Below are 15,575 nucleotides of genomic sequence, written 5' to 3' on the forward strand. Positions count from 1 at the left end.
CGCGCTAATCCGCATCAATTCCGTTAGCTTTCCGGATAAACTGAACCAATGACTCGAGGCGTGGTCGGAGATCTAGCAACGAAAGATCTGCTGGTTCCTCGCACATCCGCCGAGCAACGCGCACTTTATCGACCTTTTCAACCAGTTCGTCTTCGTCCCCCCGATTTGCACCTGCTCGATAGTAATGAAGCGCGTGATCAAACTGGTGCCCTCCTCCCGCGCGGCGATACCGAGGAGATATCGACCTTATGGCATCATGCAGTTTTTCGTGAGGCACGTAATTTTCGATTTCGCGCCCTTTTGTGATCCACGCAAACCCGTCCTCTCCGAGTTCCAGCGCAACACGACGCTTTGTTTTGTTAATATGTGATTGAGCCGATTTCTTGTCGCTATCGATCACGATCGCCAAGTTCCTGTTTAGCCGACGAAGCGAAATGAACTCGTCAATTTCCTCGTCATTTGCCGACAAGTGACTTAGCAGGCGACCGCCGTAAAACATTGTGGAGTAATGAAGGCCCTCTTCCAAATAAGGTGCTACTGCATTTATCCAGTGATTCAAATATATGCGATCAGACGGACCTTCCACCCAGATTATGGCATTAGATTGTAGAAGATCGGATGCCCGATGCCCCAGGTCGGAGCAAATTTCAAATCGCTGCTGCTTCGACACGGCTTTCCGGATTCGTGTAGCCCCTTCCTCCTGCCACACCCGAAAAATCGAGGCTCTCGGCATGTCGATGAAAGAAGCCGAATGCGTCGCCACAAAATATTGATTCTCAGTGTTTTGATCAAGGAATTCAAACAGCCTTCTCTGAAGCAGTGGATGGAGATGAAGTTCAGGTTCCTCAAGACAGATAATGCGCTGATCATATACGGTGCAGAAGGCTGCCAACATGATGACCTGATGGATACCTGTCCCCAGACTATCAAGAGGAAGTACACGACCATCCATATGAACGAGAATATGCTCTCTGGAATGGGGTATCTCGATTCTCGCGCTAGACCGACTTAGCACCTCCCGTACAAACTGATTAATTTTGTCAAATACTTCAGTGTCGCTTCTTTTTTCGAGCGTGGGGTTCTGAAGCTGGGCGAGACGCTCAATAAGGCCGGCTCCACTAGTATCGATCAGCCCCTCGCCATCAGGCCCAATCTTTCGAAATGCCGGAATCAGATGGATTGGCGGAAGAGGAACGTTGGCGAGCGCACAAACGCTATCTACAATTTCGCGCGACCACGTCCGGATATCTGCCCCGCTCATACGAGTTAAGCCGGACCACAGCGCTCTCACTTCACTATTATTGAGAACGGTGCTGATTTGCATAGCATCTTCATCAAAAACTCTAACGGGACTATTGTGAAACGGCGGCGCATTTTGGACCCATAGGAGCCCGTCTTGGGCGATCCACTCGATCACCTTTTTGCCGTAGGCCACCATCGTTTGATTGTCGGATGCCACTGGAAGCTTTTTGAATCTTTCCAAAACGACACTTGCCGGAGTCCCGACCCGTATCGAGAAATCTCCTGAGTTCGCTGATCGATTCAGATCCAACGCATCGCTTGCAATATTGTCCCCGGCGCGACGATCAGAAATGGGGAAATATCGATGCAACAGATCCAGTACGGTCGATTTTCCTGCGTTATTGGGACCGATGAAGAAATTGAATTTTCCGAATCCGGAAGCCTCTTGATACTCATTATCGATGCCGCGGAAGTTCTTTACAGATATAGAGTGAAGATACGTCGACAAGCTATCGCTCCTCGGTCGATTGGGTTAACGACTTAGTATGTAATTTTTCTAGAGCGTGCAATTGGCGAGGCAAAAGGCGTTCTTGAAAAAACCCTTTCCTAAAAAACACCCATATGGTTCATTCTATCAGTTTCACCTAACCACAGGAGCGACTCGATGGAAAACCTTGCCCATGACCCCGCCGATATCCCCGCCCCCGCCAGCTATCACTGGACACCCAAACTCCAGCGCGACTTTCTCGAACATGTCGCCACCACCGGCTCGGTGACGATCGCGGCGGCGCGCGTCGGCATGTCGGCCAGCGCCGCGTACCAGCTCAAGCAGCGCGCCGAGGGCGCGGCGTTCCGGCTCGGCTGGGCGGCGGCGGTGCTGATCGCGCGGGGACGGCTCGCCGACGAATTGCTCGACCGCGCGATCTGGGGGCATGAGGAGACGACCACCATCATGCGCGAAGAGGACCGCAGCTTCGTCAAGCGCCGCCGCACCGACGCGCGCCTCGGCCTTGCGATGCTCGCGCGGCTCGACCGGATGGTCGAAACCCGCGCCCGCGCCGGCGAGGAGATGCTGGCGCAGGTCATCGCCGGCGACTGGACGGGCTTCCTGTCGCTGTTCGACGCCGCCGAAGCCGCGCGCACCGCCACCCCCGCCGGGGACGCGTCCGAAACCGCCCCCGACAGCCCCGAAGCCGACCGGGCGGAAGGCATGGCCGCCGCAATCGCGCTCTGGCTCGCCGGCCGCGACAACCGGGCCAACCCGCTCGCGACGCTGTGGCGCGGCAGTGCGATCGCGGATGAAGTTGCGCTATTTTCCGACGATTTCGACGATGACATCGACGTCGCACAGACCCCCGAGGAGGAAGCGGCGGAGATGACCGTCTGGCACGACGACGAACGCGGCGAATGGCGCACCAACTTCCCGCCGCCCGAAGATTTTCTCGGCATCGAGGAAGGCCAGTTCGGCGATGAGACCTATGAGCGCACCCTCGACACCGACGAAGAGGAGGCAATGGAAGCCGCGCGCGCCGCCGAAACCGCCCCGCTGCGCACCGCCGGCGAAGCCGCCCGCCGCGCCTTCTTCGGCCTGCCGGTGCCCGCCAACGACACGGAAAAGAAGGAAGAACAGGATGTTTCGCGCAAAGACGCGAAGACGCGAAAGCGTTGAGACCTGAAGGGCTGTTTTCGGACGGAAGGCGACGTTCCATTTCCCGTCACCCCGGACCTGATCCGGGGTCCCGCTGGTCGACGTTGCTGAGCGGGACCCCGGGTCAAGCCCGGGGTGACGTGAAAGGAACAGGGCGTCGTTCTTGTTCCCCGGCGAAGGCCGGGGTCCAGAGCGGTTGCAAGCCGGCGTTGCGTGGTCACGCCCTGGACCCCGGCCTTCGCCGGGGAACGGGTTCTGGCGGAGCGTCCGCTCCCCACCCCGTCACCGCCCGCCCCGCGCCTTACAATCGCCGCCGCGCATCCCCATATCCCCCTCATCGCGGCACGCCTTTCCGTAAGCCGCCGCGACTGAGAGACATGCGCTGCGCTCCCGCTTACCGACAGGAGCCGTCCTATGGACCAGCCGCCCGCCAGCCCCGCCGCCACGCGCCGCACCAACAGTCCTTTCCGCAAGCGCGGCACCCCGCTGCCGACCGCCGACGCGCGGCGCCAGGGCGATATCAGCCAGCTCGCCTATCTCCAGATGGGCGGCCGCGATCCCGCCGTGGCCTTTCTGAACACCGACCATGACGCGCTCGGCGGCCGCCCGCTCGCCATCGCCACCGCCAGCGCCGAAGGCTATGCCCGCGTCGCCGGGGTCATCCGCGCCTGGACCGCGCCGGCGGACGCGGCATGAGCCGCGCGATGAACGTCACCCTCGACGAAGCCGGGGTCACCGACATGTGCCGCACCGCGGGCGTCGCGATCAGCGCGATCGAGCCGCTGCCGAACGGCGGCACCCGCCTCGTCTGCGTCTCGCCCGACGGCGCCGACCAGATGCGCCGCAAGCTCAAGAAACATCTGATCGACGGCGAGGTCGCGCGCCACCGCTTCTACCGCGCGCCCGGCGCACCCGGCGGCTACTGACCGGGCGGTTGACGCAGGCGCGGCGGGCGCGGCATGGCGAGCCCATGTTCACCCACCGCCCCTTTACCAGCCGTCTGGCCACCCCTGCCGACCTCGATGCGTTGCGCACCGTCATGGCCCTCGCCATCGCCGAACTGCAAAAGGGCTTCCTCACCCCCGACCAGATCGCCGCCAGCAATGCCGTCATGGGCCTCGATACCCAGTTGATCGCCGACGCGACCTATTTCATCATCGAGGATGCCGACGGCGCCATCGCCGGCTGCGGCGGCTGGTCGCGGCGCGCCACCCTCTATGGCGGCGACCACAGCAAGGATCTGCGCGACCCCGCGCTGCTCGACCCCGCCACCGACGCGGCGCGTATCCGCGCCATGTACACCCACCCCGATTTCGCAAGGCGGGGCGTCGGCCGGCTGGTCATGGCGCTGTGCGAAGACGCCGCCCGCGCCGCCGGCTTTGCCCGCGCCGAAATGATGGCGACCTTGTCGGGTGAACCGCTCTACCGTGCCTGCGGCTATACCCCGATCGAGCATGTCGCGGCGCCGGGACCCGACGGGGTCACCGTGCCGCTGATCCGCATGGGCAAGCCGCTCTGATCGGCGCGCTAATCCGCGACCCAATAATCGGCGGCGCCATCGGGCTCGCCGCCACGGCGGCAGACGATCTCGCCGTCCTTCGACAGCTCGGCCCAGCCGCCGATCGGCTCATGCTCCATCATCGCCAGCGCCGCCGCCACATCGGGCGCCTCGAACGCGACACGCTTTTCCATCCCGAACCACCGGTCCTCATAGCGCAGCACATAGGTCGTCGCCGCGCTCGCTTCGACGGGCGGCGGCGCGGCATCGGGAGCCTGGGCGGCGGGGCGCGGCAGGCAGTCGCAGCCGCCATCGCGGCCTTTCGGATTCTGCTGGGGGAGCTTCAAGGGGCAAAACCTTCGTGGGGGGATCGAAGGGGCGGCATGCGCGACGGGTCGCACGCACCACCGGGCGGACTGGATCAAACGGCTATGGCATCTCCACTGGGGGCCGGTCGCGGCGCGCGCAGGCGCGGCGATGCCCTTGAAAATCTATGCTATTCCATCGCCGTAAAAGGGAAGCATTCTATGCTTCATCGACGGGTGGCCCCTCCGGATCGACCAACGACCGGCGTCGGTCGGGCGGGGGCGCGGTGCGAGCGGGCACCGGCTGGCGTTTCCGGATCGGGAGCATGGGGCATTTTCTCTGGTTCAGGCGGCGGGGGAACCGCGCTGGCCGACGGCTTGTCGCGCTGCCATGGCGTCACCGCAAGGATGTTACGGTGTACTCTCCGCGACATGACGATTTCGTCTGCCCGTGTCGGTTCGGGTGTCGACCCCTCGCCCCGGATCGACACCACGACAAAAATCGCCGCAGACCAACAAATCGTACAATTTGACGAAACAAATACCCATGTCCGACATGGCTTTTTCGGGAAATATTCCGTATTGGTATAGTGTAGAAACACGAGTCGCCTGACTGGGGGAAGGGCTTATGAAACTCTGGTTTGCTCTAATCGTCATTGCCGCATCTTTTTCCATGCTACATTTTGTCATCGCACCCGCCCTGGAAAAAAGCTGGAAGACCAGCGGGAATATCGGCAAATTCGCCAAATTGGGGACGATCGCCGCAACGAAGACGCTTGCCGACTTCCTGAAAATTGCGCTGATCGTCTTTGGCATTGCCTTCCTGATCTTGACGATCCTGTCGTTGATAGCCCCCGTTTTCGGCGCCGGGCTGCTCGATGCCAGCTACGGATTTGTCGCCTGGCTCCACGCTCTCACCGAACCGGTCCGCAGCTTCCTCGGCGGCGCGATCTTCTGGATCGCCTTGCTGGGACTATTCTGGTGGGCGTGGCGGATGAAGAAGGGCGATCTGACCAAAACGCTCGAAACCGAGCGGCGGCGACAGATCGACGTCCTGCTGGCGGAAAATGCGACCCTCGCGGACCTGCCGCCGACCGCGGACATGGACAAGCTGGCACAGAATATCGCGACCTGTGACATGCTCGCCGCCGACCTCGCCGGCACCCCGGATGCGGGCGCGCAATCCAAGTTGAAGCAACTCCTCGAATTGCGCGACGCGTTGGTTTCACAATATGCCTTTCTCGATGTCGATCGCCGGATCGACCTGTCCGACGTGTCGATCGCCGACCCCGCGCCGGCAAAAGAGGGTTTCTGGTCCCGGTTGCGCCTCGGGCTTTTCAGCAAGGGCATGCAGAAAAGCCTCTCGGCGTCGGACAAGTTGCTGAGACGCGGCGGCATCGTGGCCGCCTGTCTCCTCGTCATCGGGGTCGGCTCGCCCGTGCTCGCCAATGCCGGACTTGTCCCCACGCTCGGTTCGATCAACGACATTCAAGTCTATCGATCGCAGCAGGAGGCACAGGATAGCCTCAAAAAGATCGCCAGGGCCGCGGTGCGAGAAGCGGCCGATGCCTCGCCGACCGCGAGTTCGCCGGTACCGAATTATCGGCTGGCGGCCGAGCAGTTCGCCCGCGCCCTTATCGCCTCGTCCGATTGGCGTTCGTCGGTGGCGCGGGCTCAGCCGGACCTTGCCGCGACTGCGGCGCGTCGGGTGGACCTGCTGGTCGAAGAGGTCGCGATCCGCGACAATATCTTGCGCCAATTCTCGTCCAATGCAGCCGAGCGCGCGATTCCGATCCGCGGGGTCGGCTTTGCCGAAGCCGACGCCATGCCCGAAAGCGCGCGCCGACAATATGGCGAGTTTCGCGATTTCGTCGCTCGCAACGCGGTCGCGCCGCAGGGCAGCCCGCTCGTCGACCGTATCGAGCGGTGGATGCGGGCGAAGGCGGGAGCATCGCCCGCCTTTCGCCAACGGCTTGCGGCCGGAATGGCGTCTTTTCGCCAGCCCGCGACGCTCGGCGACATGTTCGGGACCGTACTCGAGGAAACGCTGTCGTCCTCGCTCGACGCGGCGCTGCCCGATCCTGCGGACCGTGGGCTCTTCGCGGGTCAAGCGGACGACGTAGCGCGCAAGGGCTTGCAGGACCCCGCATCGCGCATGGTGCAGGTCAAATTGACCGAGTTTCTGGCCGATATCGAATCGGGCCGTGGCTACGCCGATGCGATGGCGCGCGTCCAGGCGCGTGGCAACGTCCCCGCACTATTCACGCAGGCCGACGCCGTGCGTGCGCGCGCCGCGGTGGTCGATGGTGATCTCAACATGGCACGCGTGGCCGCCACCGCAGATGATCTTCACCCCAGTCTGGAGAAGAGGAATTCACCGAAAGCCACGACGCGTGTCGAACGGGCCGTGTCGCAACTGCGTCCGGTCGTCAGCGGCGGCGACGACCTGCGGCGGGCGATTGAAGGCTCGGCCGGTTCCTATGAGGATCTCTTTCCCGGACGCGCCCAGGCGCATACCGAATCACCGCTTGGGCGCGCGCTTGCGCGAATTTACGGCTCGACGACCGAACTTCCTGCCGCGGTCGCCGAGGCTGCCAGTGGCGGTTTTGGCGGCGGTGGCGGCGGAAGCGCGGCGTCAGGCGACCGCCCCGGCAACACGCGCATGGCATCGCGCAGCTTCACCAGGCTGCGCGGTTCGGTCCGCGTTGGCGGGGTCCTGATCGGTGCCGATCCGACCACCGGCGCGCCCCTCGACGTTCGTGACATCGGCTGGCGTGTCGACGGCGCCACGCTCGCCCTGACGCTCAAACTCGCGGACCGCACAATCGATGTCGGGCGCTTCGACGGCGAGACGGTCCAGCAGGCGCTCGCCTATGCCGCCGACGAACGCCCGACGACGGTGACCATGACCTCGGGGCCGCTGATGCCAAAAATCCTCCGCGTTCACCTGCATCCAAGCCTCGTCGATACCGAACTCGGTTGCCACATGATCGAACTCGATCGCTTCGTCGACACCGCCACCGGCGACTGGTCAGATCGGTCGCTCTGGTCGAATATGGTGAACACCCAGCTGGCCGTCTATAATGCCGCTGCCGGCGATCGCGGCGCACTCGGCATGTTCGACGGCGCCGAAGCGCAGTTGTTCGCGGCAGCGATAAACGATGCTTTTCCTGATAGTTGGCGACAATCCGACGCCGCCCAATCGGTGTTTGCGCACGACACCCAACGCTTCGATATGGACCTCGTGGGCCAGATGAAGCGATGTCGACCGAAGGCCGCCGACGGTCGCGATGCGTATATGCGCTGCGTCGCCGAAAGCTTCACGACGAAACCCCCGCAGCCTTTTGCGATTTGGAGCGGCGTCCGCGAAGCCACCTATCCGTTGACCGTCGCCGGTCTGACGCCGACCCAGGCGTCAGCCGACGGCGATCCCGTGCTGCGTTTCATGCTCCAGGTCGCCTTCGAGAACGAGGTCGAGTGCGAAGACGGCGACTGCCCGGAAGCTGGCGGAGTGCCTTGGGAGTTTCCCGTCATTGCCAAGGGGGTCGGCGACCGCACCATGGCTTTCGCCCAAGGCAACCCCGTGGCGGCGCGGATTCTCGGCAAGGCCGAACAATTCACCGCCTTGCAGCGACTGTTTCGCGCCGCACTCTCCGGGGCACTCGGCCCGAATTTCCCCCGTCACAAATTGATCGTGCTGATGCGCGACGCCGCAAAGGCCGACCCGATCGATCGCGTGCCGACGCCAGACTGGAATCAGTCACGCGAAAGCGCGACGATGCTGCTGGCGTTGCTCAAAGCGGAACCCCGCCGGACCCCCGACGAAAGCGCGCTTGCCGATACGCAGATCGATTTCGTCGGCAGCGTCCTCGAACCCGCCAGCGGCGAACGCTTTTCGGGGACCGAAACGTGCCGCGGCGGCGCCCTCGCCTTGCGTTAGCCGAGCGCCCGTTCGCGGTCGGCGCCCCGGCTGGTCAGCGCGTCGCCGGGCCCGCGTTGAGCGCCGCCGCCGCCGCGAACAGCGCCTTCAGCCCCGCCTCGTCGATCGGATCGCCCGCGCCGAAATCGATCGCGCGGCGAGCGTTGCCATCCAGGCTTGCGTTGAACAGTCCCTTCGGATCACTCAGCGCCGCGCCTTTGGCAAAGGTCAGCTTGACCTTGTCCTTATATGTCTCGCCGGTGCACACGATCTTGCCGCCCGCATACCAGGTCGGCACCCCGCGCCATTTCCATTCCTCGACCAGGTCGGGGATTGCCGCCTTGATCAGCGCCCTGACCTTCGCCAGCACCTCGCCGCGCCAGTCGCCGAGTTCGGCGATGCGCGCGTCGATCAACTCCGCCGGGGTTTTATCTGGGGTCATCCTGCCTTGTCCTTCGCATGCGAAATCCAGCCGGGCAGCGCCGCCGCCTGGCGGATCCAGCTCACCAACAACGCCTCGTCGATCGCCTCATCCTCATGGATATGGAAATAGCGCGCGTCGGGGTCCTTCGAGCCGACTGGCGGCACCGGGTCGAGTTTCTGGCCGCGAAACCAGGTCAGCTTGATGTAGCGGTTGAAGCAATGAAAGCACAGGAACCACCCCTGCCCCGGCACCCCGTAAAAGGGCGAGTTCCAGCGCACCGCTTTCTCGACCCCCGGCACCGTCCGTTCGATCAGCGCGTCGAGATTCTTCCCCGCCACGCTTTTCCACCCCGGCATCGCGGCGATATAGGCCTGCACCGGCGCGTCGCCGTCGCCCTTGGCGATCTGCGGATTGCCGCCCGACAGCAGCACGACCTCCTTCTTGCCCGCCATGGCTCAGCCTTTCACCCGCCGCCGCGCGGCATATGGCAAGGCAAAGAGATACAGCCCACTTGCCAGCATCAGGAACAAGGGCGGCAGCGGCAAATAGACGAGCCACATCGGCGGCGCTCCCATCGCCATCGCGGCGAAATTGGCTATCACGGTCAGCGTGAACAGGATCGACAGCCAGCGATGGCCCTGCCGCATAAATTGGCTGAAATTCATGAGCCGCTCCTTCAATCGAGGCGTTCGAGCAATTGCTCGAGCTTGCCGAAAAATTGCTGCCACCCCATGCGTGCGCCGCCGAACGCCTGCTTCTGCTCGGGTTGGAAACCGGTCTGCTCCATACGCAGCAAGGTGCCCTTGCCGACCGGGGTCAGCGTGAAGGTCACCACGCTTTCGAGGTTGAACGCCGCATCGGCACTGGCGTGATTCCAAGTGTATGAGAGCGTCTCGCCCGGCTCGACCTCAAGCACCTCGCAATCGAGCACCCCGCCCCACTCGCCGCGCAACTGAAAGCGGTGGCCGACGTCGGGTACGAAATCATTGGCCATCAGCCATTCGGCGAGCAAATGCGGCCGGGTCAGTGCGCGCCACAATTTTTCAGGCGGATGCGCGATCTCGCGCTCGACCACGACGGTGCGAATGTCGCTTGTGCTCATTGATCCATCCTCGCCAGCAAATCCTCCAGCTTGTCGAACCGGCTCTCCCAGAAACCCGCCATCCGGCTCGTCCAGTCGACCAGCGGGGCCAGCGCGCTGCGCCGCGCGCTATAATGGGTCAGCCGCCCCTCGGGCCGATCGACGACCAGCCCCGCAGCTTTCAGCACTGCCAGATGCTTCGACACTGCGGGCTGCGACACCCCGGCCAGCGCGGTCAGCGCCACCACCGTCTGCTCGCCGTCGCGGCACAACCGCTCGAACAGCGCGCGCCGGGTCGGATCGGCGAGGGTCTTGAACAGAATATTCTGGCAATCGGGCATGAAACGGATAACTCACTGGCTATGGGTCCATTTCATAACCAATGAGTTATGAATAAGTCAAGTACCGCGTGACGCGCCATCGACCAGCAAGCCGCGCACGATCAGCTCGGCGGCCTCCATCGCATGGTCGAAAGGTGGCGGCGTCCCTTCCCTGCCCGTCGCCTCGACCAGCGGGCGCAAGGCGATCAGCGCCCCCGCGCCATGCGCCAGCAGGGTGAAGGGCACCGCGACCGCGACCGGCCGGAACAGGCCCTGCGCCTGGCCCGCCTCAAGCAGGCTCTGGATCGGCCAGGTCCTGCTGCGGAAGAAACGGTCGGCAATGAAGGCCAGCCGGTCGCCGGGCGTTGCCCCCTCGACGTTCATCAGTTGGATGATCGCGGGCACCTCGGCCAGCCCGACGACGAAGTTGCGGCACGCGAGCCGCATCCGCCCGACGATGTCGTCGTCGCCCGCGCGGTCGTCCGCGAGCGTCGACATATGCGTGTGGAGCCGGTCCATGCCATAACCCACCGCCGCCTCCCATAGCGCCCGTTTCGATCCGAATTTGGCGTTGAGCAGCCCGTGGCTGACCCCCAGCGTCCGCGCGACCTCGCGCACCGAGGTGCCGTCATAGCCTCTGTCGGCGAAGGCGGTCAGCGCGGCGTTCAGGCACGCCGCGTCATCGACCGTCATCTCGCCGATCGCCGGTCGCCCGCGCTTGCGCACCCCCTGCTGTCCCGTCCCGTTCATCGCCGCTTCCTAGCATCGAAACGCCGGGCTTCAAATTTAATTAGACAGATGGTCATTTAATGCTTAGCCTTCTAATTAATAGAGGGAGAGATTCGATGCCGACCACCAGCGACCAGCTCCGCGAACGCGCCCGCGCGCTCGCACCCGCCATTGCCGCCCGCGCGCCGGACGCCGAGCGACAACGCAAGCCGCACGACGAAACCATCGCCGCGCTGGTCGAGGCGGAAATCCTCCAGATGCTCGTCCCCGCACGCTGGGGCGCCCCCGAATCCAACCTGCCAACGATGTTCGCGGTGGTCGAGGAGATCAGCGCCGCCTGCGTTTCGACCGGCTGGATCGCCTCCTTCTACATCAACCACAATGTCTATGCCGCGAAGTTCAGCGAGGCCTTGCAGCAGGAGATTTTCGGCACGCGCGGCTTCACGCTGATGCCCGGCGCCAATTCGCCGACGATGAACGCGGTGCGCGTCGAGGGCGGCTGGCGCGTCAGCGGTCGCGCCTCATGGGGTTCGGGCGTCATGCACGCCGACTGGGTCTATGTCAGCGGGCTGACCGCCGAAGGGCCGCGCGCCTTCGCTCTGCCCGTCGCCGACGTCCGGGTCGAGGATGTGTGGCACATGACCGGCATGGCGGGCACGGGCAGCAACGACATCGTGATCGACGATGCCTTCGTCCCCGACCACCGCGTCACCAATGGCGTCGAGTTCCGCGCCGGCCCCACCGCGGGCTCGGCGCTCTACGCCAATCCGCTCTATTCGATGCCGCAACTCCCGCTCGCCTATTGCACCGTCGTCGGCGTCCTCTCGGGTGGCCTGGCCGGCATGATGCGCGCCTACCGCGACATCGTGACCAAGCGCGTGCGCAATTTCAGCGGCTCCGTCGTCAAGGACCAGCAGCACGCGCATGTCGCGCTCGGCGATCTCGAACTGCGCACCATGATCGCACATGATCTCGCGCGCGGCCTGATCGAAAAGGTCGAGTCGATCCTCCACAGCCGCCCCTTCACGCTCGACGACCGCGTCGCGCTCAAGGGCCATCTCGCCTTCGTCTCGCAGCATGTGCGCGACAGCGCCAATGCGATCATGGCCGCCGCCGGGGCGTCGAGCTTCCATGTCGACCAGCCGCTCCAGCGTTTCTGGCGCGACCTCAACACCGTCTGCTCGCACGCCTTCTGGGACTGGGACACCACCCGCGAACTCGTCGGGCGCCAGCAACTGGGACTGGAGCCCAACCACCCGCTGGTCTGAGCCCTTCCCTCAGTAACGCGCACGCACCCCCAGGAAAAAGCTGCGCCCGGGTTCGGGAAAACCGTCGGTCAGCGCATAATTGGCGTCGAACAGGTTGCGCCCGCCGATACCGAGCGTGATCCGGTCGGTGACGTCGAAATCGACACGCAGCGACGCCGTGACATAGCCTTCGGTCTTGTAATAGACCGGCGCCAGCCCGTTCGCCGACGCCGGGGTCACCGTCGTCCGCCCCGACGCAAACTCCAGGCTCGGCACCACCTCCAGCGCCGCGACCGGCTTCCACGCCACATAGGCAAAGCCCTTGTGCGCGGGCACGTCGGTCAGTTCGAACGGGCGGATCAACCCGCCCGGCGGCGGCGTCCCGATGTCGAAGCTGCGATGGATATAGCTGTAGTTGATCCCTGCGTTCAGCGTCCCGCCGAGCCGCAGGTCGACCGCGATCTCGGCGCCATAATAATCCGCCGACCCGATATTCTCGCGCCGGTTCAAATTCTGCGGCGTCCGCACCGACACCAAGGCATCGTCGATCCAGCTATAGAAGACCGCACCCGACACGGTCACCGCGCCCATCGCGCTGCTGGCCCCGATCTCGACATTGGTGGCGCGCTCGGGTTTCAGGTCGGGATTGGCGACGGCGGTCCCGAACTGGCTCGAAAAGCGCTCGAACAAAGTCGGGAAGCGCGCCCGCGACGACAGGCTGGCATGGACCTCGGTGCCATTCTCGCCGCGCCAGTCGATTCGCCCCTGCGCATTCCACGCGCTGGCGTTGCGCAGCGGGTAGCTGAACAGCCGGTTCGCCCCGGTCGCGCCCGGCGGCAGGCCGAATTCGTCAGCGCGTGCCAGTTCGCGCCAGTCGAAACTGCCGCCGGCGGCAAAGGTCAGCCGCGGCGCCAGCGCCAGCCTGTTCTCGGCGGCGATGCTCCACGTCCGCTCGATGCTGCGCTGGTTGGGCTCGGAGGTGCTCGTCGGCAATCCCGGCCGGCTCGTCTGCGCCTCATTATGTTCGTCGCGGCGATAGTGGAGCGCGAGCGCCAGCCGGTCGTCCTCGCCAAAGGTGCGCAGCGACAGTTCGGCCGACCCGCCATAGGCGTTATCGTGATAGGGGCTGTCGAACGCGCGGTTCAGTATCTGCGTCGTCTGCGTGCGGTCGTCGAATGACTGCAACAGGTTCGCCAGCCGGTTGTAATAGGCGCGCGTCTTCAACGTCGCCCGGTCGCCGAGCGCGGTGGTCGACAGGAAATAGACGCTTTCGACATTCCATTCGGGCCATTTCCAGTTGCGCAGCGACACATTGCTGGTGTCGGTGATGTGCAGCGGCGCATTCTTCCGCCCCTCCTGCCGCGTGTAACTCAGCACATATTCGTCGCTGTCATTGGGCGCAAAGCCGATTTTGGCATTGACGCGCCAATCGCGCGCCTTCGAAAAATCGCGCGCGCCGCCATCCTCATTGACTGTCGGCGCGAAACCGCCCGGCAGATCCCAATGGTCGGTGATGTTGATCGCGTAGCTCGCCTGCGCATAAAATTTGTCCTGCCGCGTGCCGACAAGCCCGAATCCGGTGAAGCCGCCATAATCGAGGTCGGAATCGAGATTGAGCTGCGCCCGCCCCTCGATCTCCAGCGCCTTGGTCGGCGAGCGCGTCACCAGGTTGACCGCGCCGCCCATCGCGCCCGGCCCGTCGAGCACCGAGGCATAGCCTTTCGCGACCTGGATCTCGGCCACGCCAGGAGTCAGGAAGCGCCCATAATCGAGCCGGTTGTCGGCGGGCAGGTAGACGCGGATGCCGTCGATCGACAGCGGCACCTGGAACCGGTCGAACCCGCGCACGAACAACAGCCGCTCGTTGCGCGACCCGCCCGAATTGCTCGCCACCACGCCCGGGATCAGGCTCGCGGCATCGTCGAGCGTGCGGCGGTCGAAGCGATAGATCGCCTCCTGCCCGACGCGGTCGCTCTCGATCGCCACATCGACGCTGCGATAGCCGGTGACGACGATTTTCCCCAGCTCGAAGGCGCTGTCGTCAGCGCCGCTTTTGGATGGAGCCGGCGCGACGTCCTGCGCCCAGGCGGGCACAGCGATCAGGCAGGCGGCACTGAGAAGAATCCGGCGCATCATATCCCCTTTATGCGGTCGCAGGCGGTTGTTGCCGCCACGAATCTATATATCGCGGTATATAGGTCGTCGGACGGGAGCAAGCCGGAAACGCGGCGATCGCCATCGCCTGCGCGCAGCCGCTGCACGTACCACACCCCTCCTAACCACCGCCCGCCAACCGCCACCTTGCGACCTGACAAAGGATCGCTGGCAGCGAACGCGGTCCAAAACCTTGACTTTTTGCAGCACGCCTGCCATATCGGCTCCGCTAACGTCGCCTGCGACGGAAAATAGATGCCCCCTCGGGGTGGATACTTCCCTTCACTCGCTACCAGCCCTGCCGGTGCATTTGCCGGTGGGTTATTTATGTTTTCGTGAAAGGAAACTCCCATGCCGACCGGCACCGTCAAATTCTTCAACACCGACAAGGGCTATGGCTTCATCTCGAATGAAGATGGTTCGGGCGACGCGTTCGTCCACATCACCGCCGTCGAGCGTTCGGGTCTCGCGACCCTGAACAAGGACCAGCGCATCACCTATGAGCTGGAAACCGACAACCGCGGCAAGACCTCGGCCGTGAATCTTCAGTCGGCCTGATTTTGGCCAAAGAAGAAATCATCACCTTCGATGGTGTGATCGACGAAATCCTGCCCGACGCCCGTTTCGGCGTCATGCTTGAAAATGGTCATCGCATCATCGCCTATACCGCTGGCCGGATGCGACGCTTTCGCATCCGGTCGGTCGTCGGCGATGCCGTGAAGATCGAAATGACCCCCTATGACCTCAGCAAGGGGCGCCTCGTCTATCGCGAGCGCGGACCCGGAGGTCCCGGCGGCGGCGCACAACGACGCCGCTGATTTCCCCAAAAAATGACCTGAATATCACGTCAACGACAACAGAAACTACGAGAGACTATGTTTAATCATTCCAATGCCTTTCCGCATGTCGCGGTTCTTTCTTCGCCCAAGGCCCCGCAGCGGGCCCAGGCATCGCGTCGCTCGCCGACGCTCTCGCGCAGCGAGTTGCGACGGCTGATCGCCGACATGA

The 15,575-nt window shown here is 63.8% G+C and carries 17 protein-coding genes; 8 read left to right on the forward strand and 9 right to left on the reverse strand.

Annotated elements, in window-relative coordinates; genetic code table 11:
* Window positions 1–4: 4 nt before the first annotated feature.
* Entirely contained in the window at window positions 5–1,750 is a 1,746-nt protein-coding gene (locus tag EEB18_RS03270; RefSeq protein ID WP_187142442.1) for an ATP-dependent nuclease, read from the reverse strand.
* Window positions 1,751–1,906: 156 nt separating this feature from the next.
* On the opposite strand from EEB18_RS03270, the gene EEB18_RS03275 reads away from it, so the two are divergent.
* The 4 genes from EEB18_RS03275 (at window position 1,907) to EEB18_RS03290 (ending at window position 4,409) form a co-directional block, all read left to right on the forward strand.
* Window positions 1,907–2,911, forward strand: coding sequence for a hypothetical protein (locus EEB18_RS03275; RefSeq protein WP_187142441.1), 1,005 nt, complete (start codon window positions 1,907–1,909; stop codon window positions 2,909–2,911).
* Between the two features lie 393 nt (window positions 2,912–3,304).
* On the forward strand, window positions 3,305–3,586 hold the full coding sequence (locus EEB18_RS03280) for a hypothetical protein (protein ID WP_187139475.1): 282 nt from the start codon (window positions 3,305–3,307) through the stop codon (window positions 3,584–3,586).
* The gene (locus EEB18_RS03285) at window positions 3,583–3,816 is read left to right on the forward strand and encodes a hypothetical protein (RefSeq protein WP_187139474.1); all 234 of its coding nucleotides are present in this window, start codon (window positions 3,583–3,585) and stop codon (window positions 3,814–3,816) included. Before EEB18_RS03280 ends, EEB18_RS03285 begins: the two co-directional genes overlap by 4 nt.
* Window positions 3,817–3,860: 44 nt before the next feature.
* A complete protein-coding gene (locus EEB18_RS03290; protein ID WP_187139473.1) occupies window positions 3,861–4,409 on the forward strand; it encodes a GNAT family N-acetyltransferase in 549 nt (182 codons plus the stop codon).
* A gap of 8 nt (window positions 4,410–4,417) precedes the next feature.
* Here the strand turns inward: EEB18_RS03290 and EEB18_RS03295 are convergent, their stop codons facing one another.
* Window positions 4,418–4,735, reverse strand: a complete 318-nt coding sequence (locus EEB18_RS03295) for a hypothetical protein (protein ID WP_187139472.1) — start codon at window positions 4,733–4,735, stop codon at window positions 4,418–4,420.
* A gap of 586 nt (window positions 4,736–5,321) precedes the next feature.
* On the opposite strand from EEB18_RS03295, the gene EEB18_RS03300 reads away from it, so the two are divergent.
* Window positions 5,322–8,633, forward strand: coding sequence for a hypothetical protein (locus tag EEB18_RS03300; protein WP_187669071.1), 3,312 nt, complete (start codon window positions 5,322–5,324; stop codon window positions 8,631–8,633).
* A gap of 34 nt (window positions 8,634–8,667) precedes the next feature.
* Here the strand turns inward: EEB18_RS03300 and EEB18_RS03305 are convergent, their stop codons facing one another.
* From EEB18_RS03305 to EEB18_RS03330, 6 genes are read right to left on the reverse strand one after another with little or no spacing between them, the layout of a single operon-like run.
* Window positions 8,668–9,054: a DUF1801 domain-containing protein gene (locus EEB18_RS03305; protein WP_056349759.1), complete on the reverse strand. Its 387-nt coding sequence runs from the start codon at window positions 9,052–9,054 to the stop codon at window positions 8,668–8,670.
* Complete coding sequence (locus EEB18_RS03310; RefSeq protein WP_056349758.1) at window positions 9,051–9,488, reverse strand: DUF1801 domain-containing protein; 438 nt, start codon at window positions 9,486–9,488, stop codon at window positions 9,051–9,053. Before EEB18_RS03310 ends, EEB18_RS03305 begins: the two co-directional genes overlap by 4 nt.
* A 3-nt stretch (window positions 9,489–9,491) precedes the next feature.
* A complete protein-coding gene (locus EEB18_RS03315) occupies window positions 9,492–9,701 on the reverse strand; it encodes a hypothetical protein (RefSeq protein ID WP_187139470.1) in 210 nt (69 codons plus the stop codon).
* Between the two features lie 11 nt (window positions 9,702–9,712).
* Window positions 9,713–10,138, reverse strand: a complete 426-nt coding sequence (locus tag EEB18_RS03320; RefSeq protein WP_187139469.1) for an SRPBCC family protein — start codon at window positions 10,136–10,138, stop codon at window positions 9,713–9,715.
* Window positions 10,135–10,458 carry an ArsR/SmtB family transcription factor gene (locus EEB18_RS03325; RefSeq protein WP_187139468.1) on the reverse strand — a complete coding sequence of 108 codons (324 nt, stop codon included), beginning with the start codon at window positions 10,456–10,458 and terminating at the stop codon, window positions 10,135–10,137. The genes EEB18_RS03320 and EEB18_RS03325 overlap by 4 nt, the downstream gene beginning before the upstream one ends.
* Before the next feature lie 57 nt (window positions 10,459–10,515).
* Window positions 10,516–11,187 (reverse strand): TetR/AcrR family transcriptional regulator, encoded by a 672-nt coding sequence (locus EEB18_RS03330; RefSeq protein ID WP_187139467.1) that lies wholly within the window; start codon window positions 11,185–11,187, stop codon window positions 10,516–10,518.
* A gap of 95 nt (window positions 11,188–11,282) precedes the next feature.
* Here EEB18_RS03330 and EEB18_RS03335 point away from each other — a divergent pair, with 95 nt between their 5' ends.
* On the forward strand, window positions 11,283–12,434 hold the full coding sequence (locus EEB18_RS03335; RefSeq protein ID WP_187139466.1) for an acyl-CoA dehydrogenase family protein: 1,152 nt from the start codon (window positions 11,283–11,285) through the stop codon (window positions 12,432–12,434).
* A gap of 9 nt (window positions 12,435–12,443) precedes the next feature.
* Here EEB18_RS03335 and EEB18_RS03340 read toward each other — a convergent pair whose 3' ends face one another.
* The gene (locus EEB18_RS03340) at window positions 12,444–14,549 is read right to left on the reverse strand and encodes a TonB-dependent receptor plug domain-containing protein (protein WP_262408098.1); all 2,106 of its coding nucleotides are present in this window, start codon (window positions 14,547–14,549) and stop codon (window positions 12,444–12,446) included.
* A gap of 369 nt (window positions 14,550–14,918) precedes the next feature.
* Here EEB18_RS03340 and EEB18_RS03345 point away from each other — a divergent pair, with 369 nt between their 5' ends.
* Window positions 14,919–15,125, forward strand: a complete 207-nt coding sequence (locus EEB18_RS03345) for a cold-shock protein (RefSeq protein ID WP_056349747.1) — start codon at window positions 14,919–14,921, stop codon at window positions 15,123–15,125.
* 2 nt (window positions 15,126–15,127) lie between these two features.
* Window positions 15,128–15,385 carry a translation initiation factor IF-1 gene (infA, locus tag EEB18_RS03350; RefSeq protein ID WP_056349745.1) on the forward strand — a complete coding sequence of 86 codons (258 nt, stop codon included), beginning with the start codon at window positions 15,128–15,130 and terminating at the stop codon, window positions 15,383–15,385.
* The last annotated feature ends 190 nt before the right edge of the window (window positions 15,386–15,575 follow it).

Source organism: Sphingopyxis sp. OPL5 (genome assembly GCF_003797775.2).
Taxonomy (GTDB): domain Bacteria; phylum Pseudomonadota; class Alphaproteobacteria; order Sphingomonadales; family Sphingomonadaceae; genus Sphingopyxis.

Coding starts and splice junctions, on each gene's coding strand:
- EEB18_RS03275 (WP_187142441.1), top strand. CDS start 1,907: ATGGAAAACCTTGCCCATGACCCCGCCGATATCCCCGCCCCCGCCAGC.
- EEB18_RS03280 (WP_187139475.1), top strand. CDS start 3,305: ATGGACCAGCCGCCCGCCAGCCCCGCCGCCACGCGCCGCACCAACAGT.
- EEB18_RS03285 (WP_187139474.1), top strand. CDS start 3,583: ATGAGCCGCGCGATGAACGTCACCCTCGACGAAGCCGGGGTCACCGAC.
- EEB18_RS03290 (WP_187139473.1), top strand. CDS start 3,861: ATGTTCACCCACCGCCCCTTTACCAGCCGTCTGGCCACCCCTGCCGAC.
- EEB18_RS03300 (WP_187669071.1), top strand. CDS start 5,322: ATGAAACTCTGGTTTGCTCTAATCGTCATTGCCGCATCTTTTTCCATG.
- EEB18_RS03305 (WP_056349759.1), bottom strand. CDS start 9,054: ATGACCCCAGATAAAACCCCGGCGGAGTTGATCGACGCGCGCATCGCC.
- EEB18_RS03310 (WP_056349758.1), bottom strand. CDS start 9,488: ATGGCGGGCAAGAAGGAGGTCGTGCTGCTGTCGGGCGGCAATCCGCAG.
- EEB18_RS03315 (WP_187139470.1), bottom strand. CDS start 9,701: ATGAATTTCAGCCAATTTATGCGGCAGGGCCATCGCTGGCTGTCGATC.
- EEB18_RS03320 (WP_187139469.1), bottom strand. CDS start 10,138: ATGAGCACAAGCGACATTCGCACCGTCGTGGTCGAGCGCGAGATCGCG.
- EEB18_RS03325 (WP_187139468.1), bottom strand. CDS start 10,458: ATGCCCGATTGCCAGAATATTCTGTTCAAGACCCTCGCCGATCCGACC.
- EEB18_RS03330 (WP_187139467.1), bottom strand. CDS start 11,187: ATGAACGGGACGGGACAGCAGGGGGTGCGCAAGCGCGGGCGACCGGCG.
- EEB18_RS03335 (WP_187139466.1), top strand. CDS start 11,283: ATGCCGACCACCAGCGACCAGCTCCGCGAACGCGCCCGCGCGCTCGCA.
- EEB18_RS03340 (WP_262408098.1), bottom strand. CDS start 14,549: ATGATGCGCCGGATTCTTCTCAGTGCCGCCTGCCTGATCGCTGTGCCC.
- EEB18_RS03345 (WP_056349747.1), top strand. CDS start 14,919: ATGCCGACCGGCACCGTCAAATTCTTCAACACCGACAAGGGCTATGGC.